The organism is Psychrobacter sp. TAE2020, assembly GCF_018919485.1.
Classification (GTDB): domain Bacteria; phylum Pseudomonadota; class Gammaproteobacteria; order Pseudomonadales; family Moraxellaceae; genus Psychrobacter.
On sequence record NZ_JAHLMU010000001.1, the window covers coordinates 1,117,133 to 1,142,432 of the forward strand.

The following is a 25,300-nucleotide window of genomic DNA, read 5'->3' on the forward strand; positions in this document are numbered from 1 at the left end:
TGCTCATTCAGCGCCACCCTCTCAATTATTTGAAAACCAAAGATTTGAGATCGCAGTTGTTAGGTCATTTCAAGCTTTAACTAATTGATGATGACCTAACATAACGTGAATGAGTAAATACTTTAAAAGGAATTAAGGGTTTATCAATTACAGGATGATATTAGTGGCGCATAGTGTCACTGTCGTCTTATTAATTGGTAATTATCTGATGGTTTATACAGGATGTTATCACAATGCAAATCCCATTTTTCAAGCTTACCTTATTAGCAGCCCTAACTTTGGGCATCAGTGCCTGTAGCGGCGACAATAAAACCACCGACAAGACAGCAGATGCTGGCAGCGATGCCAAAGCAGCTAAGACCCTAATTTATTGTTCAGAAGGTAGCCCTGCCGGTTTTGATCCTGCTCAATATACGGCAGGTACTGACTTTGATGCCAGTTCTTACCCCATCTTTAACGGTATCGTCCAGTTCAAACGCGGCGAAACCGAAATTGAGCCAGGTTTAGCAGAAAGTTGGGAAATTAGCGAAGACGGCAAAACTTATACCCTCAATCTACGTAAAGGTGTCAAGTTCGGCAAGACCGATTACTTCACACCAAAGCGTGACTTCAATGCTGATGACGTTATCTTCACTATCGAACGTCTAGTCGATACAGACTTTGCCTTTAATAAAGACTATCCGGCTGAATTCCCTTATTCAGTAGGCATGGGCTTACCTGAAATCATCGACAAGGTAGAAAAAGTTGATGATTATACGGTTAAAATCACCCTGACTGAGACCAACGCGCCATTCTTACAAAACCTAGCCATGCCGTTTGCCTATGTGCATTCTGCAGAGTACGCTAAGCAATTACAAGACGCTGGTAAAGCCGCTGACCTAAACACTAAGCCGGTCGGTACTGGACCTTTTGTCTTTACTTCCTATCAAAAAGACGCACAGATTCGTTATAGCAAAAACCCTGACTACTGGAACAAAGACGATATTCATATCGACAACCTTATCTTCGTTATCACCAAGGACTCTGCGGTTCGTGCGCAAAAAGTACAAGCAGGCGAATGTAATGTCTCAGCTTATGCTAACCCCTCTGAAGTGGACTCTGCCAAAAAATCTGGCAAAGCAAACGTTTTAGATGAGGCTGGCTTTAACGTTGGTTACTTAGGCTATAACACTGAAAAGCCAGACCTAAAAGATGTGAATGTTCGCCGTGCGCTCGATATGGCGATTAATAAAGACGCTATTATCAATGCGGTCTATCAAGGTTCTGGTATCAAAGCCACCAACCCAATGCCGCCAACGCAGTGGGGCTATAACAAAGACATCAAAGACGCGCCTTACGATATCGAAAAAGCCAAAGCTCTACTAGCTGGAGCCGGTGCTAAAAACTTAGAAATCGACTTATGGTATATGCCAGTTCAGCGCCCTTATAACCCTAATGCCAAACTAATGGCAGAGATGATTCAATCGGATTGGGCTAAAATCGGTGTTAAAGCCAAGCTTGTGACTTATGAGTGGGGCGAGTATCTAAAGCGTGCTGGCAAAGGCGAGCCTGAGGCTATCCTAGCTGGTTGGACTGGCGATAATGGGGATCCTGATAACTGGTTAGGCGTTTTATTATCTTGTGATGCGGTTGGTGGTAATAACTATTCACGCTGGTGTAATAAAGACTTTGATAAGCTAGTGACGGATGCGCGTGCCATTACCAACCAAGATGAGCGCATTGCCAATTATATGCAAGCTCAGGTTATCTTTAAAGATCAACTGCCTTGGACCACAGTTGCTAACTCAGTGGTGACGGTATTAACCACTCCTAACGTTAAAGACTACAAAATCAGCCCACTCGGCTCAATTCGCTTTGATGGCGTTGATATTGAATAAGGGCATTAAACAGCCTTAGCTAATACCAGTGCTGCATTCAGTACTAGTATTAGCTTCAATACCAATACCTAATAAACTTTAGTGCCGCCTTTTACTTGATAGTTATTGCTTTATATACGTTTGTGGCTGGTTCAGAGATTCTGTTCCAGCCACCTTTGTCTAAGCCTGAGCTATATTTGCTAAAAGCCACTTTTATAAAAACGAGCCGAGCTATGCTACTTTATATTCTACGCCGGATTTTAATCTTAGTTCCTGTCTATATTGGCTTAACCCTATCGACTTTTATTCTCATTCGTCTCGTACCTGGCGATGCTGTTGAGATTATGATGGGCGAGCGTATGGTTGATCCTGAGCTACATGCGCAGGCTTTAGCCCGCCTTGGTTTAGACAAACCCTTACCCGTACAATATTGGGATTATCTCACTGGGATACTGCAAGGTAACTTTGGTGAATCCTTTCGTACTCGCACCCCTATATTACAAGATTTTTTTGCCCATTTTGTGCCGACGTTAGAATTAGCTCTTTGCGCGATTACCATAGCGAGTGTGGTTGGTATCAGTTTGGGTATTTTTGCTGCATTGCGTCGAGGCACTTGGATTGACTATACCTTAATGTCGGGCGCACTTGCCGGCTACTCTATGCCTATCTACTTACTGGGTCCTATTTTAACGGGTATCTTTGCTCATTATTTAGGTCTACTACCAGTCTCTGGGGTCATTTCTGTCGCCCAGTTCTTAGACGTCAAACCTTTATATGGCTCTTGGCTGTTAGGCTCTATAAGCTCTGGTGAGCCCGGTGCCTTTTGGAACGTTGTCAAACACTTTATCTTACCCTCAGTGGCTCTATCTACCATTCCTCTAGCTATGATTGCTCGTATGACCCGCTCAGCAATGCTTGAGGTGTTAGACGAAGATTACGTGCGTACCGCAAGAGCCAAAGGCTTGTCACCAAAACGGGTAATTTTGATTCATGTGATGCGTAATGCGCTCATCACTGTGGTCACCGTAGTGGGATTGCAGATGGCTACATTATTGGCTGGGGCCATTATTACTGAGACTATCTTTAGTTGGCCGGGCGTTGGCAACTGGTTACTAGATGGCTTCTTTACTCGTGATTACCCCATTGTACAAAATGGTATTTTATTGGTCGCCACTGCACTGATTCTGGTGAGCTTAATGATCGATATTTTATATGGATTTATTAATCCTAGAATTCGCCATTCTTCATAGTTTATTGTTAGGGTGAAGCCCACTTGCTACATTTTTGATGCCTCTGTAATTCATCATAATTGTATCTACAATAGCTATTTATAGTTTTTAATAATTACCCATAGTGCTCATGATGACCTTGTGTCCCTAAGTTTGTATTACTCAGCTTGCCTAAGACAAGCAGATGCTAAGTTAGCTCAAGCAATAAGCAATTTAAATAAGCAACTTAGCGCAATAAAGTAAGCAAGCCAGTGGAGTAAAACAAGGTCTAATTCACTAAAGGAATATCCAATGAAGCCTTCTATAATTCCTTCCGATGTTGCGCAGGTTTCCCCTAAACCGCCAACTTCTTGGCAGCTGTTTTTATACACCTTTTGTCGAAACAAAGGCGCCGTACTGGGTTTTATCGTTTTAACGCTGATGGTTATCGTCGCCATATTAGCCCCTACTATTGCGCCTTATGACCCTTATGAGTTATTTACCGGTAAAGAGCAGCTACCGCCATCCTTCTTTAGTGGTGGTGATTCGATGTTCTTTTTGGGCACCGACGATGCTGGTCGCGACACCCTCTCGCGCGTTATGCACGGCGCACGTTATTCGCTATTTATTGGTATCAGTGCTACCTCTATAGCCATGATTGTCGGGGTATCTTTAGGACTAAGTGCTGCCTTTTGGCCCAAGGTTTGGGGCAAAGCGGTCATGCTAGTGAATGATATTTTGATGTCTTATCCAAGCCTATTGCTTGCCATCATTATTGCCGCTATCTTAGGGCCGTCAATGACTAATACCATTATTACTATTGCCTTAGTATGCACACCGCCTTTTATCAGGTTGACTCGTGCTACAGCCATGGTTGAGCTGCAACGTGAGTATTTTATAGCCTCAAAAGTTATGGGTGCAGGCGTATTAAGGCTGTTATTTATTACTATACTACCCAACTGTATGGCGCCCTTAATCGTCCAAGCTACTATGATTTTCTCTACTGCTATTTTGGAAGCTGGCGCGATTGGTTTCTTAGGTTTCGGTGTGCAACCACCTGATGCTGAGTGGGGGGCAATGCTAGGTACTGCTCGCCAATATATCCAAAGCAATGTTTGGTTAGCGATTTGGCCAGGTGTAGCAATTTTCTTAGCTGCTTTGTCTATCAATCTAACGGGCGACGGTCTGCGTGATGCCTTAGATCCAAAATTGAAGCAGGTGTCTTAATGAACGATTCTCAAGTAAATAGCTTTGACGTGAATAGCCCGGTGAATACCCTTGCCACCAATAACTCACTCCTCCTCGATATTGAGCATCTATCGGTTACTTTTGGCGAAGGAGCACGAGCTTTTCGTGCAGTCGATGACGTCTCTTTAAAAATAAAACAAGGAGAGGTCATTGCGGTTGTTGGTGAATCTGGCTCAGGTAAATCAGTCACTATGATGGCGCTGATGGGATTACTGCCCTCTTCTGCTACTGTCGTTGCTGATCGACTGAACTTTGATGGCAAAGAGCTGTTAACTATGCCGGCAAAACAAAAGCGCAAGATTATTGGCAAAGATATTTCGATGATATTTCAGAACGCCATGTCGTGCCTTAATCCAAGTTTTACGGTCGAGATGCAAATGGGCGAAGTATTAACCACCCATCTTGGCTTGCGCGGAGCAGCGGTAAGACAGCGTCTTTTAGAGTTATTAGAGCTGGTTGAAATGCCAGATGCTAAGAACCGTCTGCGTGTCTATCCGCATCAACTCTCAGGCGGTATGAGTCAGCGAGTGATGATTGCAATGGCGCTAGCTTGTGAGCCGAAATTGCTTATCGCTGATGAGCCGACAACCGCTCTCGATGTGACGGTTCAGGCTCAAATCATGGATTTGCTCGGTCGCCTGCAGCGCGAAAAGCAAATGGCAATGGTGCTTATTACTCATGACTTAGGCTTAGTGGCGCAGAACTCTCGTGATGTCGCCGTCATGTATGCCGGTCAAGTGGTCGAGACTAGTACCGTGCCAGAAATATTTCAAAAACCTGCCCATCCTTATACCGAGGCGCTACTACAAGCTATTCCTGAGCTGGCAGTTGGACAAGATAGATTGAATAGCTTACCAGGTGTGGTTCCCAGCCAGTATGACCGTCCAACAGGCTGCTTGCTTTCGCCACGTTGCCCCTATAAAGAGCCGGCTTGTGAGGTGCCGCCACCTATTTTAAAAACCCCAAATGGCGAGGTTCGCTGTATTCACGCCACCCTTCCTGAACATCCTACTCGGACTGCTCAAACGGCTACTCTGGAGTCTGAAATATGAGTCATAAAATCGTTTTAAAGGCCGACAACCTACACAAACACTATGAGGTGTCTCTAGGATTAGGAAAAGGTAAAGCCTTTGTCAAGGCGTTGAACGGCATCTCATTTGAGTTAGAGGCAGGGAAAACCCTAGCGGTTGTCGGTGAGTCGGGCTGTGGCAAGTCTACTTTAGCACGCCAGCTTACTTTGATAGAGCAGCCGACCGGTGGCGAGCTATTTATTAATAATGAGGCAACTACCAGTTATAGCAGAAGTGCGCTTAAGAACTTACGTACTGAGATTCAAATGGTGTTCCAAAACCCTTATGGCAGTCTCAACCCACGCCATACTATTGGTTTTCAGCTGACCGAACCGTTAGATATTCATAGCACGCTGAGCAAAGAAGAAAAACGCAGCAAAGTGCATGCCATGATGAAGCACGTTGGTTTACGTCCTGAGCATACTGGTCGCTATCCGCATATGTTTTCTGGTGGTCAGCGCCAGCGTATTGCTCTTGCCCGCGCCATGATGCTCAACCCTAAAATTGTGGTCGCTGATGAGCCGACATCAGCCCTTGACGTCTCTATTCAGGCGCAAGTACTGAATTTATTTATGGACTTGCAAGATGAGTATCGCACCGCCTATGTTTTTATCTCGCATAACCTCTCTGTCGTACGCCATGTAGCCGATGATGTGATGGTGATGTATTTAGGGAAAGCGGTTGAGCATGGTGCTAAAGATGCTATTTACGATGATCCCAAACACCCTTATACCATCGCTTTACTCTCGGCAGCGCCCTCAGTGACCGGACATAAAAAACAGCTGACCTTACAAGGCGAGTTGCCTAGCCCTCTTAACCCGCCAAGTGGTTGTGCGCTTCATAAACGCTGTCCTTATGCTAAGCCTATCTGTAGCGAAATTGAGCCTGAGCTGCGTGAGTGGCAAGGACGCTTGGTCTCCTGTTTACGACTAGAAGAGATATATGGATAATTAGGTGCTGACTCTATAACGATCAGCCCTACCAGCTTAAGGCCGTTCTATTATTTGAATAATCAAACTTCAATAAGCTCAGAATATTTACAAGCTAAATTTTCTGAGTTTATCAAATCAATAGCTCTGCTCAGCTCTAACTCGTTTTTATAACGCAGCCATTCATTTTTTCTTCCTTCAAGCTTATCTACCCAACCCCAAATGGGTTGAATCCACTCCTCTTACAATACTTTTCCTTCTTTATTAGTGATTTATTCTGACCTTTTTTATGATTATCGTTATACTGTCTGAACTTGGCTAAAGCATGCTAGATAGCTAATTAACAACTCTAAGAATCAGCGCTTTATATCCATTAAATATTTGTATATAAGCCCTATCTAAGCAGCCCTGCTATTATTCTATTTTTGGAAAATCCAATGACCTTCCCATTTTTCCAACCTAGTGCAAACCTCATCAAACCTTACGCTCTAATGGATTTGGACGATACTCTATTTCAGACCCAGCGTAAAATTGACGCTTGGGATTTAGCGACCGGTGAAGCTGAAAACTTAATTTGCGCCAGCGTAAATAAACAAGGCGAGCCATTAAGCTTTATGACCCAGCGCCAAGCGGCGTTTTTTAGCTGGCTGCTTGTTAGCACTGAATTGATAGTAGTCACTGCTCGTGATAGATCGGAGATACAACGAGTCAAACTGCCTTTTGACAGTTGGCAAGTATTGACTCATGGCGCGATAATACTAAGCCCAGATAATAAATTACTGGCGGCTTGGCAACAGCATATGTATCAGCAGCTTGCACCACTACAAGATAAGCTCAACCAACTAAGCGAAGTGTTTGCTAATCACAGTAAAGGGGCTAACAGTCAGTTAGTGTTTACGCCGCATAGCGATACTTTTGATAGTGGCAAGATTAGTTATAATGGTGCTAATAAGCGCAAGTTAACCATTTATTTAGCTATTAAACATGCGCAAAAAGACCATCAAGTATTAGTAGATTTGGCCGATAAATTACCGTTATTAATACGGGATTTTGATCAGCACTTTTATGTGCACGTAAATGCTAATAACTTAGCGATACTCCCGCATGTTATTCATAAACGTCATGCGGTGCAGTTCCTGCTAGAACACCATTTAGACAGTCAGCGTCCCAGTTTTGGCTTTGGTGATAGTTTGGCAGATCTACCATTTCTGCAATTACTAGACTGGTACGGTATGCCCAACCATGGGCAGCTACATTCAGAGCTACAATCAGCATCAACCTCTCGATAACAGGCGTGGCCATCATAATGAATAAAGATAACCCTGCTATCTCTCCAGTGGATCAAGCTACAAAAATAGCTCAGTTAGCTCGTTATGGCTCAGGCAGTTATCTTGCCAGCGATGTCATTGTCCTGTTAGATATCGTCAATAAAGAAGCCATTGCCGATGTGCCAGTCAGCCAAAAAGAAGCCTTAATTCAAAACGGTCAACGTCATTACTCAGATATGTTAACTTTAGAGAGCGCTCCGACTGCGATGCACGAGCAGTTATACGCTCAAGCATTGACTCAAGGCACCCAGCGCACTGCTACTGATATCGCCAACTTAGCCTATTCTTTACATAATATTTTTTATCAAAGCGTCACTGCTAAAACCCCGTTAGTTTTAATCAGTTTAGTGCGTGCCGGCTTGCCAGTAGGGGTGTTATTACAACGTGCTTTAGCCGACGCTAATAGTGCTTACAATCTGCCTAGTGTGCATTATGGTATTAGTATCATTCGTGATCGTGGCCTTGATCCTGTAGCCCTAAAAAGGTTGCTGGAGGCTTATCCGAATAGTCCTATAGTATTTGTCGATGGCTGGACTGGTAAAGGGGCTATCTATCAAGAGCTAGCGAGTAGCCTCGCGTCATTTAATCACTCTACTGATATGAATTTTGCTAACTTTTTTCATCAAGGGCTAAGTGTTGTGCCGCTGTTAACCCTTGCTGATCCTGCTGGTGTGGCTTGGCTAGCAGCCAGTACCGACGACTGGTTAATTCCCTCAGGGCTGTTAAATAGTACCGTGTCAGGGCTTATATCACGTAGCTTATATACTGAGCCACAATACGGGCTACATCGCAGTATATTTTATGATAACTTAGGAGAAGTTGATCATAGTCTAGCTTTCATTGATCATATTGACACGGCAAGACAACAGCTGACGGCATTACCAGTGGCTTTAGCCACCTTTGGACAGCCACGCTATAAGACCGCAGCATTAATTGATGAGCTGGCAGTACACTATAACATTAGCAATCGCAATCGTATTAAACCGACTATTGCCGAGGCAACAAGAGCGATATTGCGCCGTGATCCTGAGTGTGTTTTGCTAGCGACAGCCAACCATCCCGATACTTTATTATTAAGACATTTATGTGCTCAGCGAGATATTAATATTGAGGTATTAGGTGTTAAAATACTTCCTTATCAAGCCATTACCTTAATCAAGCAACGTAATACAACCGCAGATAATTAGTAGTTTAAATCACTATTTTAAACCTACTATTTATAGTATTGCTATGGTCAAGATCTGTTAATTATATTCACTCCTTTATCACTATTTACGACGTTAATTATGCCCGATATGACAACAAACGAGTCCAGCCTTTATAATTACACTCAGTCTTATGCCAACCTCATTACCGATCGGCATGCGCTGGTTAAGCCGCACACCCATCATCCTTACCAGTTGGGTGCTAGTCTCTACATGCCTGCTACGCGACAAGATATCTGGCAAGTTATCAAGCGTGATAAACTCTCGACGATCAACAGTATTATTATCTGTTTAGAAGATGCGGTTAGTCATAGCGACATAGAGTTAGCATTGATACGCTTACAAGCGCTGTTAGATACCTGGGCGGCGCATGTTGATATGATCAATGAGCCTTCAAGACAAGCTGTTGATCAAATAGAGCCGCAATCAAAGCAGCCTACCCGACCCTTAGTATTCGTGCGTCCACGCAACCCAATGATGCTACAGAAACTAGCAGATTTTAGGCATATTGGATTGCTCGATGGGTTTGTATTACCTAAAGTCGATATGTATAGCCTATCTAATTGGCGTATGGCTTGTCAAAATCTAGATACCGACCAACTATTGATGCCGACTCTAGAGACCGCTGCTCTATTTGATCCGCATCACAACCAAGAGTTGGCTATCGGTTTTAAAGAAGCCTTTAGTCAGCCGGTATTTGCCTTACGTATCGGTGGTAACGACTTATTTGCAGCCCTACGTTTGCGCCGGCCAAAGAACAGTATCATCTATGATACTCCGATTGGTACTTTAGCTTATCAGCTGCTCGGCTGTTTTGTGCCTCATGGGTTTTATCTGTCAGCGCCAGTCTTTGAGTACTTAGACCAGCCGACACTATTTATGCAAGAGTTAACTCGTGACGTGGGCTTAGGGTTAGTCGGCAAAACTGTTATTCATCCTAGCCAAATTGCTCTAGTGCAGCAAGCCTACTGCGTGCCTGCCAGCATGTTAGATGAAGCGCAAGCCATACTCCATAGCGAGGCCAAAGCGGTATTTAAATATAATAATACTATGCTAGAGCCAGCGACTCATCGTGCGTGGGCGACTGAAGTAGTCAATCGCGCTGAAGTTTTTGGTACTATTAATGATGGTAATAGTGACTATAAGCCCTTGCTGTAAGCGTATGATATAAGCCTTAAATAACAAAAAAGCCGTTATTATAAATTTGATAACGGCTTTTTAATAGCTAATTTATAAGCTAATTTCTAGCCTAGCTTCTACCACTAAAGGCAGCTACCCAAGAATTTGCTAATTAGATTATTCACTTGTTGAGGTTGTTCTACAGTCGCCGTATGCCCAGCACCTTTTACAACAGCCAGCTTTGACCCTGCTATAGCAAAATGTATACGCTCAGCTTTAGGATAAGGGGTCGCCATATCTTCATCACCGACTATAATGAGCGTTGGTGTATTAATCTCATCCAGCTGCTGATAAACACCTGCACGCTCAATCACCCCTTTGGTGGCTTTAGTTGCGCCAACCTTATGATTGCCCTCTAGCATTTTTTGCCATTGTTTATATTCCGCCCGACGTGATTTATCTGTCAAAAAAGTGCTGCCAAACATAATAGGCATTATCTTTTTGCTGACACGTTTCATACCTAACCAGCGAATAGCAGTTATTAACTTACCGTATTTAGGGATATTATCAGGGTCTTCAGCATCACCCGAGGTCTCTAATAGAATTAGTGATAATAAGCGCTCAGGATGAGTAATAGCGATACGCTGGCCTACAAATCCGCCCATTGATAAACCAACGAAATTGCACTTCTCTATGGTCAACGCATCCATCAAGGCAATTATATCCTCAGTTAGCGAGTCCATATCATAGCCGTCTTTGGTAATCTGCGACTGACCTTGGCCACGGAAGTCAAAAGCAATACAACGATAGTTCTTTTTAAAATAGGCAACTTGCTCGTCATACATTCGCGTACTCCACAGTAGTCCATGGGCGAATATTATGACAGGCTTATGCAGCTCTTCAGGCGCGCTATCTTCATAATATATATTGGCATTATTAAGCTGAATATGAGGCATAACCACTTCCTTGTAGGCAATGATAACTTTAATAAATTAGATTGATTTACTAACTAACTTCTAAAGCCAGCTGGTCGGTTAATATAGTCAATCCTATTTAGAACTAATAAATCGCTAGTCACTGATATAAATTTTCTGGCTAAAAGCCATGATATAACTGAGGCAGGCGCAAACTTATACCAGTGACTCTGTAGCAAATCTTTAGTGGACTGACTATAAACTAAATTTCAATGTTTTTATCATAGAATATAATCCATTGATTTAATAGTATTATTGCTTAGCCATTAGGATAACTAAACTTATAGCCTCAGTCTTTACAAACGGATTTTTGGCATTAACCCCTAATTGTACAAAAATTTGTCTGCAATGAAGCCACTTATAAGACCTGAATCTATGCATAGTCTGAACGCTCATAGAACCTGCTTTTATAAACCATCCAAACTGCTATAGTAATGAGCATCTAATGATTTATTACCGCAAACTAAAATAAGGATAAAACCTATGTCGCAGCCTTCAGTTAATTATCAAGTTAACGATCATATCGCCACTATTACTATGAATGATCCAAAGACTTTAAATGCTTTTAGTACCACCCTTAAGAACGCTATGATGGAGGCACTTAATAAGGCCGATACTGATGAGCAAGTACGAGTAATTGTATTGCAAGGTGCTGGTAATAACTTCTCAAGTGGTGGGCATATTGGGGAGATGTTAGAAAATGGTATGGAAGGTGATGCTCTAGCGGATAAGCTTAACTTTATGGTGGGCGAAGTTGCTGAAATTAGTTTGAAACTGCGCGCTATCCATAAGCCGATTATTGCCCAGTTAGAAGGCGCTGTAGCCGGTGCTGGGATGAACTTAGCGCTGACTTGTGACTTCCGTATCGCCGCTGACAATGCCAAATTTGTGCAAGCTTTTGTCAATATTGGCTTAGTGCCCGACGCTGGTGGTGTCTACTTATTGAATCAGCTAATTGGAGTGGCAAAAACCACTGAGATGGTAATGCTTGGGGATAAGCTCACTAGCGATGATATGGCGCGTCTAAACTTAGTAAATAATGTGGTCAGTAGCGACGAGTTAGAAGCAACGACACTAGCATTAGCAACTCGCTTGAGTAACCTGCCTGGCAAAGCCTTGGCATCAATGAAGCATATGATTAATACTCACAGCTTTATGGGTTTGAATGAAGCACTAGATATGGAAGTTGATCAGCAAACTATGCTAGCAAAAACGGATGACTTTAAAGAAGGCATCAGCGCATTTATGGAGAAGCGTAAGCCGATTTATATGGGAAAATAAAAACTGATAACACTGCTCTATTCCATATAATTAGAAAGGCTGTCAATGTGCAGTCTTTATTTGAATAAGCTATATAATCAAAAGTATAGGTATTAATATAGTTACTTATTAAGAAGCAGAAGCGTTTTTATAGTGATGCGGTAAGGTAAATATTTTGTCAAAACCCAAGGTAAATAGGAAAGTGTAAACTAAGAAAAATAGCAGTAACGCAGCTTCCATTATAAAGGCTTTGATGAAACCAACATCGTACCAAATCATATATAACGGCAGACAAATCAAAACCAAGCCGCCCTCAAAACCTATCGCATGGGCACTGCGTATCAATAGTGTACGCTGTGTTACTTGCTTACGACGTTCCCAATTTTCAAACCCCGTATTGTAAATAAAGTTCCAAATTACTGCCGCCAACGATACCATTACAGCAACAGGTAGTGATTCTGATGCGTCACTACCACTTAAGTACATCAGTACAAAAGTAGATGAGATAATAGCAATGATTTCAAAAACAGTCACATAGACCAAACGCCGTTTGATGGGGGATAAAGTAATCAACCAAGACTCCAAAGCACATAGATGCATAATAAAGTATCGGTCCGTCCCGAAAAAAGTTAGAAAAAAAGGTAAGCAAAGTGCAGAGCCACGGTTTCCGCCTGCTAATCTATTATACATGGAAGTAGGCATATCAGACACCCACTCTTTTGGGTTACCTTGAACAAAAAACCCCGCATCATAAAGATACAGGGTCTTGTATTTAACTAGCGAAGAAATGTTTACATTAAAGCTTAGCTCAATTGAGCAACGCTAATTTTATTAGCTTCTTCGGTGTACTCTGACATACGATCGAAATTCATGTATTTATACACTTCATCGCCCATGCTGTTTAGCATACCAGCATATTGCTGATATTCGTCATTAGTTGGTAGTTTACCTAATACCGCAGCGACCGCAGCTACTTCAGCAGAAGCTAGATAGACGTTAGCACCTTGACCTAAACGGTTCGGGAAGTTACGGGTTGAAGTCGAAACTGCTGTAGAGTTTGGTGCGATACGTGCTTGGTTACCCATACATAGTGAACAACCTGGCATCTCAGTACGAGCACCGGCTTGCGCATAAATATTGTAATAACCTTCTTCCATCAACTGACGCGCATCCATCTTAGTAGGTGGCGCGATCCATAGACGAGTTTTCAAGCTGCCTGCTGGGACGTCTTGTAGCAGTTTACCGGCAGCACGGAAATGACCGATGTTAGTCATACATGAACCAATGAACACTTCATCAATAGTATCACCCGCGACATCACCTAAAGTCTTAGCGTCATCTGGATCATTCGGACAACAAAGAATTGGCTCTTTGATCTCACTCATGTCGATAACCATATCGATGGTATATTCGGCATCCGCGTCTGCACGCATTAGGCTTGGATTAGCTAGCCACTCTTGCATACCTTCGACACGACGGCTAATAGTACGCGCATCACCATAACCCTCACTAATCATCCATTTCAGCAACGTCACGTTCGAGTTCAAATATTCAGTGATTGACTCTTCAGACAAGGCAATAGTACAACCGGCTGCACTACGTTCCGCTGAGGCATCTGATAATTCAAATGCTTGCTCGAGAGTCAAATCTTCTAGACCTTCGATCTCAAGAATACGACCATTGAACTCGTTGATTTTACCTTTCTTATCGACAGTCAATAAGCCATCTTTGATCGCTTGATACGGGATCGCATGTACTAAGTCGCGTAAAGTGATACCAGCTTGACGCTCACCAACGAAACGAACACGGACTGACTCAGGCATATCAAGTGGCATCACACCCGTTGCGGCAGCGAATGCTACTAGACCCGAACCAGCTGGGAATGAAATACCCATTGGAAAACGGGTATGCGAGTCACCACCAGTACCAACCGTATCTGGAAGCAACATACGGTTTAACCATGAGTGAATAATACCATCGCCTGGACGTAAGCTTACGCCGCCACGGTTCATGATGAAGTCAGGTAGCGTATGCTGAGTTTCTACATCGACCGGCTTCGGATAAGCGGCGGTGTGACAAAAAGACTGCAATACTAGATCGGCTTGGAAACCTAAACAAGCTAAGTCTTTTAGCTCATCACGAGTCATCGGACCAGTAGTATCTTGGCTACCGACAGTAGTCATCTTTGGTTCACAGTACATGCCAGGGCGAACGCCTGCTAAACCACAAGCTTTACCAACCATTTTTTGCGCAAGCGTATAGCCTTTACCAGTCTCAACTGGCTCAACTGGCTTAGCAAATACATCTGAATGTCCAAGACCCATATATTCACGAGCACGATTGGTTAAACCACGACCAACGATTAGTGGAATACGGCCACCAGCACGTACTTCATCAAGCAGTGTTGCTGAATTTAGCTTGAAGGTAGACAGCACTTCGTCAGAGTCATGTTTAGTGATTTTGCCATCATAAGGATAGATGTCGAACACATCGCCCATCTCTAAATTATTGACATCAACGCCATCGATAGGCAGAGCGCCTGAATCTTCCATAGTGTTAAAGAAGATAGGAGCAATATTATTACCTAATACTAGACCCCCGCCACGCTTGTTGGGAACGTTCGGGATATCGTCACCCATCAGCCATAGTACAGAATTAGTCGCTGATTTACGGCTAGAGCCAGTACCGACTACATCGCCAACATAGGCAAGTTGATGGCCTTTTTCTTTTAGCGAAGCAATCTGCTTCATCGAACCAACAACGCCCTCTTCATCAGCAACGATACCGTCGCGAGAGTTTTTGTGCATGGCTAGTGAATGTAGTGGGATATCAGGACGGCTCCACGCATCTTGCGCCGGAGATAAGTCATCAGTGTTCGTTTCGCCACTGACTTTAAAAGTAGTATAAGTTGATTTTTTTGGTACTTCTGCACGGTTTAAGAACCATTCAGCATCAGCCCAAGACTGTACGACTTCTTTAGCAATAGTATTGCCTGCTTCCGCTTTTTCAGTCACGTCATGGAAGGCGTCAAACACTAGCAAAGTTTTCTTTAGAGCTTCAGCAGCGTCTTGCGCCAATTCTTTATCATCTAAAGCAGCAACTAGGGGTTGGACGTTATAACCCCCTTGCATAGTACCTAAGATTTGTACTGCTTTTTGCTTGCTGACTAATGAAGACTCAGCTTCACCTTTTACGATAGCGGCTAAAAAAGCAGCTTTAACATAAGCGGCTTGGTCAACACCAGGAGGAATACGGTTTTCTAACAAGTTCATTAAGAACTCACCTTCGCCTGCAGGTGGGGTTTTAAGTAATTCAACCAAATCTACTACTTGTTGCTCACTAAGGGGTAAAGGTGCAATTCCTAGCTCGGCACGTTCTGCGACATGTTTACGATAAGCTTGTAACACAATAGTCATCCTCGTCATTAATTATCAGCGCAGCACGTGGGTAGTCAGAATGACTGCCTGCGCCGGTACGCTAAATGGGATATTTATGGCTGTTAATATAGCGTAAAACGTCCAAAATGTTAATGACCAAAGCGTAAACAGCTAGGTATAGCCAACATTTATTAGCGAAATGGGAGGTATTTTCTACTATGGATAGCTTTTAATAAACTTTAGGTTATAAATAGTGATAAATAGAACCAATATAGATGTTAAGTTAATTTTGCCGTGTTTTTTGCCAGCATTTCTGTTAGATTAAAGCCTACGCCTATGGCGCACTTTAATCTCGATGGTTGTCACTCAAGTCGCTTATATTCAATATAGTAATTCTTTAGCATTATCCTTATAACCACTCGCTTCCACGTCTGTATCTCAGAGTCATAAATGAGTACAACTGAGCGCGGCATTCCGACTAAATCTTATAACCCATTGATAGCTATTTATTATAGTATCTAAATACTATCTAAACCGTATCTAAGTTTATTTTTCATCTATTCTGTCACGATACAAAGATGATAAAAATAGTTATTTTTGCTATAATTGGGTCATTCAAAACACTCGCTATTAATGAATAATCACTGTCGTCAAATAATAAATTAAACCCTTATCCTGTAACAATTTGGATTACGAAGGTTTAGGATCATAAGGGTTAGGAAGAACTATGAGCTCATTAGCCGTACAAACGCACGTCCCTGCTGCCAGAGTCAAACCCAAGAAAGCCATCCAAGGCGAAAAATTACGTGGCTATGATAAAGTTGCGCGTATCCCAATTAAAGTGATCCCGACCGTCGAGGCCAAGAAAAAGCCAGACTGGATACGGGTTAAACTGTCATCCCCTGCCGAAGTAGCTCGTATTAAAGCCACTTTGCGTGAGCAAAAGCTATTTACCGTTTGTGAAGAAGCCGCTTGCCCGAACTTAGCACAGTGTTTCTCTGATGGTACGGCTACCTTTATGATTATGGGTGACATCTGTACTCGTCGCTGCCCATTCTGTGACGTCGGTCATGGTCGCCCTAATCAGCTAGATGCTGATGAGCCACGCCATACTGCCGAAACCATCTTAGGTCTAAAGCTAAAATACGCAGTTATCACCTCAGTTGATCGTGATGATCTAAAAGATGGTGGCGCTGCTCACTTCGTTGAAGTACTCAATGAAGCAAGAGCACTTAGCCCGAATTGCTTAATTGAAATCCTAGTTCCTGATTTCCGTGGTCGTATGGATATCGCTTTAGACTTACTCACAGAAACAGCACCAGATGTGTTTAACCATAATATTGAAACTGTGCCCCGTCTTTATAAAGCTTTCCGTCCCGGCTCTGATTATCAGCATTCGTTAGACTTACTGAAAATTTATAAAGAACGTCGTCCCGATATCGCTACTAAATGTGGCTTTATGGTGGGCTTAGGCGAGACTGAAGAAGAAATCTATACTCTGCTTGACGATCTAAAAGCGCATAACGTGGATATGATTACTGTAGGTCAGTACTTACAGCCTAGTAAGAACCACGCGCCAGTCGATCGCTATGTGCATCCAGATGAATTCCAGCGTTATATGGACTACGGCAAAAAGATTGGCTTCTTTAATATTTGGGCGGGTCCTATGGTACGTTCAAGCTACTTCGCCGACCGTCAGTATTATGGTGAAGATTGCCCAGCCCCTATCCGTAGTAAAAAGGCCCTTATTGCTGAAGGTAAATTGGGCTGCTAGAATTTTATTTCTTAGGCTGTTTATAGATAATAAGGAGACCTGCTATAGGTCTCCTTTTTTTTAAACGCTCTACTAATGCCCTAGCTTTTTTCCAGCCGAAAATCTAGTAATGTAGTATCGAAACTTAGATTAGCATCTTCGGCTTTTGCAGGGTGGATTCTATGCACCAAACGTGGGTCATCCTCTAATTATTGGTGTGTGAGCCCATCACATGCCTGAGATGATGCTATATTTAAGCATAATAAACATAGATAAATTTTCTTATTAAGGAATGACTGATGAGCCATAAATTTATCCCGCAAGAAGGCTCTTGCTCCTGTCAAAGCAATACTTATACTATTAACAATCAGCCTGTTGGCCGCTTTATCTGCCACTGTACTATCTGCCAAGAGTTCACGGGTGAAGCTTATAACGATGTGACCGTTTTACTAAAGTCAGATGTCAGTGATTTAAACCTAATAAGAACTAAATTTCGCCGTTGGAAATTGCCGCCAAATATCAGCCGTGGTCTATGTACTCGTTGCAATAAACCTAGTATCGAGAGGGCTTTATCTGGCAACCTTATCTTAGTGCCTACTACCAACTACCCTGATATGGCGGCGCTACCTGAACCTACTATGCATCTATTCTATAATCGCCGTGTTGAAGACATGGACGATGACTTGCCTAAATATCATGGCTTTGTACAAAGTCAGGCGATGCTAATAAAGGCGCTGGCTAAAGGTTTATATAACAGAATAACTAAAGGCTAGTAGCTATGGATTAACTGCTGCTCATAAAAAAAGGCCTCTTTGAATAAAGGGACCTCTTTTTACATTATGGCTGTTTATGAACGCTTAGCTAACACCGCTTAGCATTGAGTACTAAGCAGTAGAAAGTGTAGATAGCGACTTGCTAGCCTTAGTATTTAATACTGCTATAGCTAGTATGATTAGAGCGCCTACTACACTAGTGATAAGACCAGGATAAATTAACAATAATGCTCCAGCTGCTAAGATACAGCGTACTATGAGACTCATATCACTTTTGAAATAGCCTTCTAAAGCTGCGCTAAGGGCCAAAACCCCAATGATTGAAGTCACTACTATAGTTACTATACTCATGATAGACGGCAGCGGAAAATCTTTCGCTGTTACTGCAAGCCCGGTCGGATCTATCATTAACATAGCAGGGCTATAGATAAACATAAAGGGTATGATGAAACCAGCTAATGCCAGCTTCAAGGATAAGAACCCTGTTCTCATCGGATCACCACCTGAGATACCTGCACCGGCAAAGGCTGCAAGACACACTGGTGGCGTAATATTGGCAAAGATGCCAAAGTAAAACACGAACATATGCGCTGATAAAATAGGAATATTAAATCCTGCCAATGCTGGTGCTGCCATCGTAGCAGTAATAATATAAGCTGGGATAGAAGGTAGCCCCATGCCTAAGACCATAGATGCTAGCATGGTCAATACCAGAGTAAGGAACAAGGACCCTGCACCTAAAGTGACAATAGAGGAGGTCATTACCGTACCAAAGCTGGTCAAACTAACCACTCCGATAATAATACCTACTACTGCACAAGCGGCCATCACTGCTAATGACTGGCGTGCCCCATCCTCAAGAGCGCCTAGAATATCTTTGAACCCCATACGGGTCTCTTTGCGCAGCATACTTACTACCACTGTAAAGCCAATAGTATAAGCAGCGGCATAGCCTACTGGGACATTCCTTATCAATAAGAATATCAAAAATACGATAGGCAGTAGCATATGACCACGCGCTTTTAATACTTCTTTTACTCGCGGTAAACTCTCTTTGGCGATCCCTTTTAGGTCACGACGCCCAGCACGAAAATGCACTTGCGCGATCACGCCTAAATAATAAAGAACCGCTGGTAATAGTGCGGCCAAAGCGATAGTGCTATAAGGTAGCCCAGTCGTCTCTGCCATAATAAAAGCACTGGCACCCATTATCGGTGGTAGTATTTGCCCACCGACTGAAGCACTGGCCTCCACTGCCCCTGCAAAGTCTTTGTGATAACCCACTTTTTTCATTAGCGGAATAGTGAAAGCGCCAGTACTGACCACGTTCGATAAGGCTGAACCGTTAATACTGCCCATAAAGCCACTGGATATGACCGCAACCTTGGCTGGACCACCCTTTTTATCACCTGCCAGCGCCAACGCTAAGTCATTAAATAACTGACCCATACCCGAACGTGCCAAAAATGCGCCAAATAGAATAAACAAAAAGATAAACGTAACTGAAGCCCCAATAGCGACAGAATATAACCCTTCAGTCTTTAAAAACAGCTGGCCAAAAATATCGCCAAAATCATAAGGCCTAGTGAGTAGTCGATTCGGCATAAAGTCTAAGTGACTAATAAAAGGATATAGCAAAAATATACAAGCCAATATTGGCAGAATCCAACCAGTAATCCGCCGACTACCTTCAAGCACACAAATAACGGTAATAATGGAGAAGATAACATCGACCTGATTGGCAATACCGCCGCGTGAGGTCACAATACTTTGATACTCATATATCAAATAAGCCATCCCTGATAGCGATAGCACAAACCAAATCCAGTCATACCAGGCAACTTTTTTGCGGCTACTGGTTTTACTAGCTGGAAAGATAAGGAAAATCAGTGCAAAACCAACCCCTACGTGCACAGAGCGTTGCAGCAATGCTGGCATCGGATTAAAAGTGATATATAAGTGAAAAATAGAATATAAAATACAAAGGATAGCAATAAAGTATTTTACAGGGCGATGAGTGATATGACGGGTAATTGATTCGCGATCGTATTTCTCTAGTATCGCTTGCGTGACACTAGGATCAACATCATTATTGGCATCATTGTCGACATCAATATCAGTGTTAACCCCAGTGTCTATATGAGTAGTAGATTGATGCGCTAAGTTAGCATCATGGTTAGCTAAAGAAAACCCGCTATTGTGATCCTTCACGTGGGAGTTCATGACATAAGTCCTTTTTCCATCTATCTATTAGATTATAAGCTCTTGGAGTGATAGTCACTTCAGAATAGTCCGGCACTAACTTGTGGATTAGAATTCGGTTACCACCGTAGTCAATCTCACCTTGAGTCAGCCGTGATACTACCCAATTTAGAGCGGGTAGTTTTTGATTAATTTGATAGCCTATATAGCTAGGTTTTTGTACTTTAGCGAGCACTTCAGTCGATGGGGTGCCGGCCCCAAAGGCTTGAAAATAAGTAGTAGTCAACAGTAACCCATCACTCTTACGGATATACTGCTCCTCCCACCACTGCTTCTCTACTGAATGGATCCAACGCAGTTGAAAGTTAGGTTCAACGAAATAACAGGTTAGTTCAGCATTGGTGACTTTACCCTCTCTATCAGTACTATTAACCCGCAATTCAATGACATCCTGACGATCCACTATAGCGCATAGAGCAAAAACAACTAGCGCAGCAATCAATGCTGCGCCCGACCATAAATATAGTCCTAGCCATGAAGGTTTATTTCGCGGCTTGCTCGTCATAGTACTTTTTAGCTCCAGGATGCATAGGGGCTACCATGCCCTCACTAGCTGTTTTTAAACTGATATCATTAGCCGCTTGGTGAGCTGTTTTTAGCCCTTCTAAATTATCAAATATGGCTTTAGTTAATTTGTAACCATCGTCTTCAGATAAATCAGCACGCACCAATAAGGCATTCATAATAGCAGCAGTTGGTATGGCCTTTTCATTGCCATAAGTACCTGCAGGAATCTCAAAAGTTTTAAAATAAGGTTTATTTTTGATAATTTCACTTAGTTTATTTTGATCGATAGCGACTAGCTGCAATTTGATACCTTGCTGCAACTCTAGTATTGATGAATTTGGTAAGCCACTACTAATAAAAGCCGCCTCAATTTTACCTGATTTCATCGCATCAGCAGCGTCAGCAAAGCCTAAATAATCAACTTTAACATCATCATAAGTCATGCCAAAACCCTCTAGCAGAGTTCTAGCGTTAACTTCGGTTCCAGAACCTTGGTCACCAACGGCAATACGCTTACCACGCAAATCTTCGATATTTTTAATACCAGAGCCTTCGGAGGTCACTAGCTGAACAACGTTGGGATACAATACGGCAATCTGTTGAATGTTAGTGATCGGTGCCTCAAAGTTATTGGTGCCTTCAATCGCATCAGTGACTACGTCGCTCAGCGCTAGTACCATATCGACCTTACTTTGGGTCAATAAGTTAACGTTTTCTACTGATGCACCTGTGGTTTGAGTTTTTGAGTTAACCCCAAAAGTTTTAGCATAAATCTCTGATAGTGCGGTGCCGATAATATTATAAGGCCCTGATGCACCGCCTGTTGCTATAGTAACAAACTTAGTCTCAAGCTTATCTGCAGATACCGCAGCGTCTGTTGTCTTTGCTGTTGTGTCATCTGTTGCCGCAGTTTCTGAACTTGGAGAGGAACAGGCACTAATGGTTAAACTAGCCCCTAATATGGCAGATAGTAATAGTGGCGACTTTATAGTGTTAAACAGGGTATTAGACATTGAATTCATCCTTGAATAGTGTTGGTCTTATACAATAAGATAAGCTAGATTAAATATACTCTGTAATAATATAGCAATCTTCGCATTAAATAAACTATATTGCAACTTTCGATCTATAGCCTTAATTGAGCCTATTTGCTAGCTAAAAACTTGTTAATAAGGGCTTTTATTCTTAAGGGTTTTAAAAGTTTTTTTGTAAACCACATACAAAGTAAAGCAGCTTTAAATTAAATTAAGGCGTGCCAGCATGACCCACCTCAACACTGACTGCTAGCATACGCCCTTTAGTTTCCGCTTTACGTGCGGCTTCATCCCAGTCGGGTGCTGCACACATAAACAAGGTATTGCCCTCTGCTCCACCAAGAGCAACCGCAAACACACCTTCAGGTGCAGTATCGATAGTCTCTAGTATTTCTCCGCCTTCAGCTATACGTACTGCACGCTGATTTAGAGTATCTGCAATCCACACTGCTCCCTCAGCATCTAATGCTAAGCCATCTGGCAATATTTTGGCATTGCCTATACGCACTCCAAGATTGGGCTCATCTCCCAACTCACCAAAGCTGGCAAAATCGCGCTTGTCTCCCAAGGTGCCATCTTCATTAATAGCAAACTGCGATATTTTATTCCCGAACAGCTCGTTAACGATTAAGGTTTTTTGATCAGCAGAGATTACCATACCATTTGCAAAAGCTAAGCCCTCTGCTACTAGCTGTGAGCTACCATCGGGCTTTATAAGCACTAGTCCCGCACTCTTATAATCAGCGCCACCCATTAAGTCAAAACCAAAGTTGCCGACATAAGCATCACCATTAGGTGCTACTACCATATCATTTGCGTGGCCTGCACAATGCTGCCAGATATCAGCGTGCACCACTAACTCACCATTATCCTCTAAGCGCATAACTTTACGATCTTTCATCGATACAATCAGCATCCGGCCATCAGGTAACCAGCCTAAACCCGAAGGTTGCTGCTCAATATGAACTTTCTTTTCTGCTACTCCCTCATCGTTGACCCGATACACTCCTTGAGTATAAAAATCTACGAACCATAAGGCACCTTTGTGCCAGCGTGGTCCTTCTAGATAGTGAAAACCATCAACAACGACTTCTAATGAATATTTTGACATCTTTATCTTCCTTGATTAATAGACAAAATTATTTAAAAGCTAGCCGTGGCTAGCAGTAGTTATCAGTACTTTATTAAGTACTTATGAGTAACTATCAGAGAATCTCCTCATATATTGCTGTGACTTGTTCTAAAGTCATGTCCTTAGGATTAGTGGCAATGAGCCGAGCGTAGGTATTGATAACAATATCAGCCAGCGCTGGAATGTCATTTTTAGTGATAGCTAACTCAGTTAAGCGATATTTAAGTCCACTAGTTTCTAAGAAGCGTTTTAACTGGACTATAAGCTCTCTTGCCGCGTCTAAATCATTCATGGCAGCGGTTTGGATAGGCATAACCGCACGGGCGAGCTCAGCATATAAAGGGGCAGCAGCTGATAAATTAAAGCTAAATACCCCGCACATAACTAACGCATTAGCATGACCATGTGGAATATGAAAGTTAATACTCAAAGGATAAGAGAGCCCATGCACAGCAGCTACTGAAGAGTTAACAAAGGCGATGCCGGCTAAAGTAGAGCCTAGCAGCATTTCAGTACGAGCCTCGAGGTTATCGCCTTGATTGAGTACAGTGTCAAAGTTATGCCATAGCATTTGTAGTCCTTTTAGGGCTAATGCATCTGAGATAACATTCTTTTTGCTACGGCTAGTATAAGCCTCAATGCAATGAACCATAGCATCAAGTGCCGTTGCTGCCGTGATATGACGAGGTAACTTTAGGGTCAGTGTCGCATCCAAAATAGCGACATCGGGAATAATCTTTGGAGTATAAATAGCCTTTTTGCTGCCATCCTTACTAGTAATCACTGATACAAAAGTAGCTTCTGCACCCGTTCCTGCAGTAGTAGGTATAGCGAAAAGTGCTGTTTTTTTAAAGTGGCTTAGATCCACATCTAAGATATCGTTTATGCACTCAAAGTCATTAGTATGTAGAGCGACTATCTTAGCGGTATCAATAGAGCTGCCACCACCTAAGCCAATGACTAAGTCGCAGTTATTGGCTCTTGCCAGTGCCATGGCATCGTTGACCACTTCAGTTGGTGGATCGGCTACCACGCTGTCGAAAATAACCACTTTTATCCCGGATGCTTGTAGCGCTTGCTGAGCGATAGCAACATAGCCCAGTTGAGTGATACCAGCATCAGTGACGATAATGGCGCAGCTAGCAGCGTATTGCTTAGCTAACTCCCCAAGCTTTTGGCGCATGCTATCAGCTTCACTAATAATATGCCCATTAGTATAAAACTCAATTCCCATCATCAACGACTTCCTTGTCTATAAAGCTTGGCTCATAAAAATGCTATATGAGCTTAATAATACAGTTTATAGCACTAATAACTAGCGAATTCTATAAACGGCTGTTCACATAAAACCTCAAGCGAAGTAATACTTGAGGTAAAATCTAGTTCGGCTTAAAGTTTTAGCTTACCTAGAACTGAAAAAGCTATTTATTCAGCCATCTCAGCCAACTGCTTTAAGATAATTTTGTAGTTTTCTACCCCTTGTGCACCAGAGATCAGATGAAGGTCATTAAAAATCACTGCTGGTACACTCTGAATACCTTGTTGCTGTGACCACTGCTCAGATTTGCGCACATCATTAGCAAAACGTTGATCTGCTAACACTGCTAATGCTATATCGCGATCCAAGCCAACTTCGCCAGCTATATTCGCCAATACCTCAACAGTAGAAATATCGCGATTATTGGTAAAGTGCGCAGTGAATAACGCTTGCTTTAACTCATGCATCTTATTTTGTTGCTTGGCCCAATGTAGTAGTTGATGTAAGTTAAAAGTATTATATATTCGGCTATTATCATTAAAGTTAAAACTAAAGCCAACCTCGCTGCCCGCTGTCTGCATCCTATCTCTACTTTGCTGTGACTCTTCATCACTTCGGCCGTATTTTTCGGCCACATGCTCACGTAGATTCTGACCTTCAACTGCTAGATTAGGATTAAGCTCGAACGGATGCCAGTGAATCTCGTAAGCCGTATTAGTCGACTCTAAGGCTTGCGCTAACTGTCGATAGCCGATAACGCACCAAGGACAAACCACATCTGATACGATGTCTATTTTTAATGGTGGTGTTGATCGTAGTGATGCTTGGCTTTTTGAATTGGTCATAAGAACTCCTGTTAATATCGACTATTTTTGCTGATGGCTATTACTAATAATAGCCCTATTAGCTAATGCTAATGTTAGTAGCTGGTTGCCTTTATTTACTAAATTGATTCGCTATAACTTATCAAAAATCTGATTATTTCTAGCCAGCTACTCATCTCATCT

Annotated in this window: 20 protein-coding genes; 11 read left to right on the forward strand and 9 right to left on the reverse strand. The window is 42.6% G+C overall.

From position 1 onward, the window contains the following. The first annotated feature begins 233 nt into the window (after positions 1–233). The 8 genes from KPY62_RS04385 to KPY62_RS04420 all read left to right on the forward strand — a co-directional run bounded on the left by KPY62_RS04385 (position 234) and on the right by KPY62_RS04420 (position 10,002). Complete coding sequence (locus KPY62_RS04385; RefSeq protein WP_216580986.1) at positions 234–1,877, forward strand: ABC transporter substrate-binding protein; 1,644 nt, start codon at positions 234–236, stop codon at positions 1,875–1,877. A gap of 212 nt (positions 1,878–2,089) precedes the next feature. Further along, a complete protein-coding gene (locus KPY62_RS04390) occupies positions 2,090–3,106 on the forward strand; it encodes an ABC transporter permease (protein WP_216580987.1) in 1,017 nt (338 codons plus the stop codon). 270 nt (positions 3,107–3,376) lie between these two features. Continuing rightward, complete coding sequence (locus tag KPY62_RS04395; RefSeq protein ID WP_216580988.1) at positions 3,377–4,291, forward strand: ABC transporter permease; 915 nt, start codon at positions 3,377–3,379, stop codon at positions 4,289–4,291. After that, positions 4,291–5,364 (forward strand): ABC transporter ATP-binding protein, encoded by a 1,074-nt coding sequence (locus KPY62_RS04400; protein WP_216580989.1) that lies wholly within the window; start codon positions 4,291–4,293, stop codon positions 5,362–5,364. Before KPY62_RS04395 ends, KPY62_RS04400 begins: the two co-directional genes overlap by 1 nt. Further along, on the forward strand, positions 5,361–6,332 hold the full coding sequence (locus KPY62_RS04405) for a peptide ABC transporter ATP-binding protein (RefSeq protein ID WP_216580990.1): 972 nt from the start codon (positions 5,361–5,363) through the stop codon (positions 6,330–6,332). The genes KPY62_RS04400 and KPY62_RS04405 overlap by 4 nt, the downstream gene beginning before the upstream one ends. Positions 6,333–6,748: 416 nt before the next feature. Then, positions 6,749–7,600, forward strand: coding sequence for an HAD hydrolase family protein (locus KPY62_RS04410; RefSeq protein WP_216580991.1), 852 nt, complete (start codon positions 6,749–6,751; stop codon positions 7,598–7,600). A gap of 17 nt (positions 7,601–7,617) precedes the next feature. Continuing rightward, on the forward strand, positions 7,618–8,826 hold the full coding sequence (locus tag KPY62_RS04415) for a cysteine protease StiP domain-containing protein (protein WP_216580992.1): 1,209 nt from the start codon (positions 7,618–7,620) through the stop codon (positions 8,824–8,826). 99 nt (positions 8,827–8,925) lie between these two features. Continuing rightward, positions 8,926–10,002 carry an HpcH/HpaI aldolase/citrate lyase family protein gene (locus KPY62_RS04420; protein ID WP_227677198.1) on the forward strand — a complete coding sequence of 359 codons (1,077 nt, stop codon included), beginning with the start codon at positions 8,926–8,928 and terminating at the stop codon, positions 10,000–10,002. Between the two features lie 104 nt (positions 10,003–10,106). Here the strand turns inward: KPY62_RS04420 and KPY62_RS04425 are convergent, their stop codons facing one another. Then, positions 10,107–10,919, reverse strand: a complete 813-nt coding sequence (locus KPY62_RS04425) for an alpha/beta fold hydrolase (protein ID WP_216580993.1) — start codon at positions 10,917–10,919, stop codon at positions 10,107–10,109. 501 nt (positions 10,920–11,420) lie between these two features. On the opposite strand from KPY62_RS04425, the gene KPY62_RS04430 reads away from it, so the two are divergent. Continuing rightward, positions 11,421–12,218 (forward strand): enoyl-CoA hydratase/isomerase family protein, encoded by a 798-nt coding sequence (locus tag KPY62_RS04430; protein ID WP_216580994.1) that lies wholly within the window; start codon positions 11,421–11,423, stop codon positions 12,216–12,218. A gap of 108 nt (positions 12,219–12,326) precedes the next feature. Here KPY62_RS04430 and KPY62_RS04435 read toward each other — a convergent pair whose 3' ends face one another. Next, positions 12,327–12,770 carry a PACE efflux transporter gene (locus KPY62_RS04435; RefSeq protein WP_228730568.1) on the reverse strand — a complete coding sequence of 148 codons (444 nt, stop codon included), beginning with the start codon at positions 12,768–12,770 and terminating at the stop codon, positions 12,327–12,329. A gap of 230 nt (positions 12,771–13,000) precedes the next feature. Then, on the reverse strand, positions 13,001–15,604 hold the full coding sequence (gene acnB / locus KPY62_RS04440; RefSeq protein ID WP_216583122.1) for a bifunctional aconitate hydratase 2/2-methylisocitrate dehydratase: 2,604 nt from the start codon (positions 15,602–15,604) through the stop codon (positions 13,001–13,003). A 697-nt stretch (positions 15,605–16,301) separates the two neighbouring features. On the opposite strand from acnB, the gene lipA reads away from it, so the two are divergent. Together lipA and KPY62_RS04450 are read left to right on the forward strand one after the other, a co-directional pair. Further along, the gene (lipA, locus tag KPY62_RS04445; protein ID WP_201622753.1) at positions 16,302–17,348 is read left to right on the forward strand and encodes a lipoyl synthase; all 1,047 of its coding nucleotides are present in this window, start codon (positions 16,302–16,304) and stop codon (positions 17,346–17,348) included. A gap of 278 nt (positions 17,349–17,626) precedes the next feature. Next, complete coding sequence (locus KPY62_RS04450; RefSeq protein WP_216580996.1) at positions 17,627–18,100, forward strand: GFA family protein; 474 nt, start codon at positions 17,627–17,629, stop codon at positions 18,098–18,100. A gap of 111 nt (positions 18,101–18,211) precedes the next feature. Here the strand turns inward: KPY62_RS04450 and KPY62_RS04455 are convergent, their stop codons facing one another. The 6 genes from KPY62_RS04455 to KPY62_RS04480 form a co-directional block, all read right to left on the reverse strand. Continuing rightward, a complete protein-coding gene (locus KPY62_RS04455; protein ID WP_228730570.1) occupies positions 18,212–20,323 on the reverse strand; it encodes a TRAP transporter permease in 2,112 nt (703 codons plus the stop codon). Beyond that, positions 20,295–20,867, reverse strand: coding sequence for a DUF1850 domain-containing protein (locus tag KPY62_RS04460; RefSeq protein ID WP_216580997.1), 573 nt, complete (start codon positions 20,865–20,867; stop codon positions 20,295–20,297). The genes KPY62_RS04455 and KPY62_RS04460 overlap by 29 nt, the downstream gene beginning before the upstream one ends. Continuing rightward, a complete protein-coding gene (locus KPY62_RS04465) occupies positions 20,845–21,882 on the reverse strand; it encodes a TAXI family TRAP transporter solute-binding subunit (RefSeq protein WP_416384024.1) in 1,038 nt (345 codons plus the stop codon). The genes KPY62_RS04460 and KPY62_RS04465 overlap by 23 nt, the downstream gene beginning before the upstream one ends. Before the next feature lie 232 nt (positions 21,883–22,114). Then, positions 22,115–23,014 (reverse strand): SMP-30/gluconolactonase/LRE family protein, encoded by a 900-nt coding sequence (locus KPY62_RS04470; RefSeq protein WP_216580999.1) that lies wholly within the window; start codon positions 23,012–23,014, stop codon positions 22,115–22,117. A 94-nt stretch (positions 23,015–23,108) separates the two neighbouring features. Continuing rightward, positions 23,109–24,272, reverse strand: coding sequence for an iron-containing alcohol dehydrogenase (locus tag KPY62_RS04475; RefSeq protein WP_216581000.1), 1,164 nt, complete (start codon positions 24,270–24,272; stop codon positions 23,109–23,111). A gap of 188 nt (positions 24,273–24,460) precedes the next feature. Further along, entirely contained in the window at positions 24,461–25,138 is a 678-nt protein-coding gene (locus tag KPY62_RS04480) for a DsbA family oxidoreductase (protein WP_216581001.1), read from the reverse strand. Positions 25,139–25,300 lie beyond the last annotated feature (162 nt).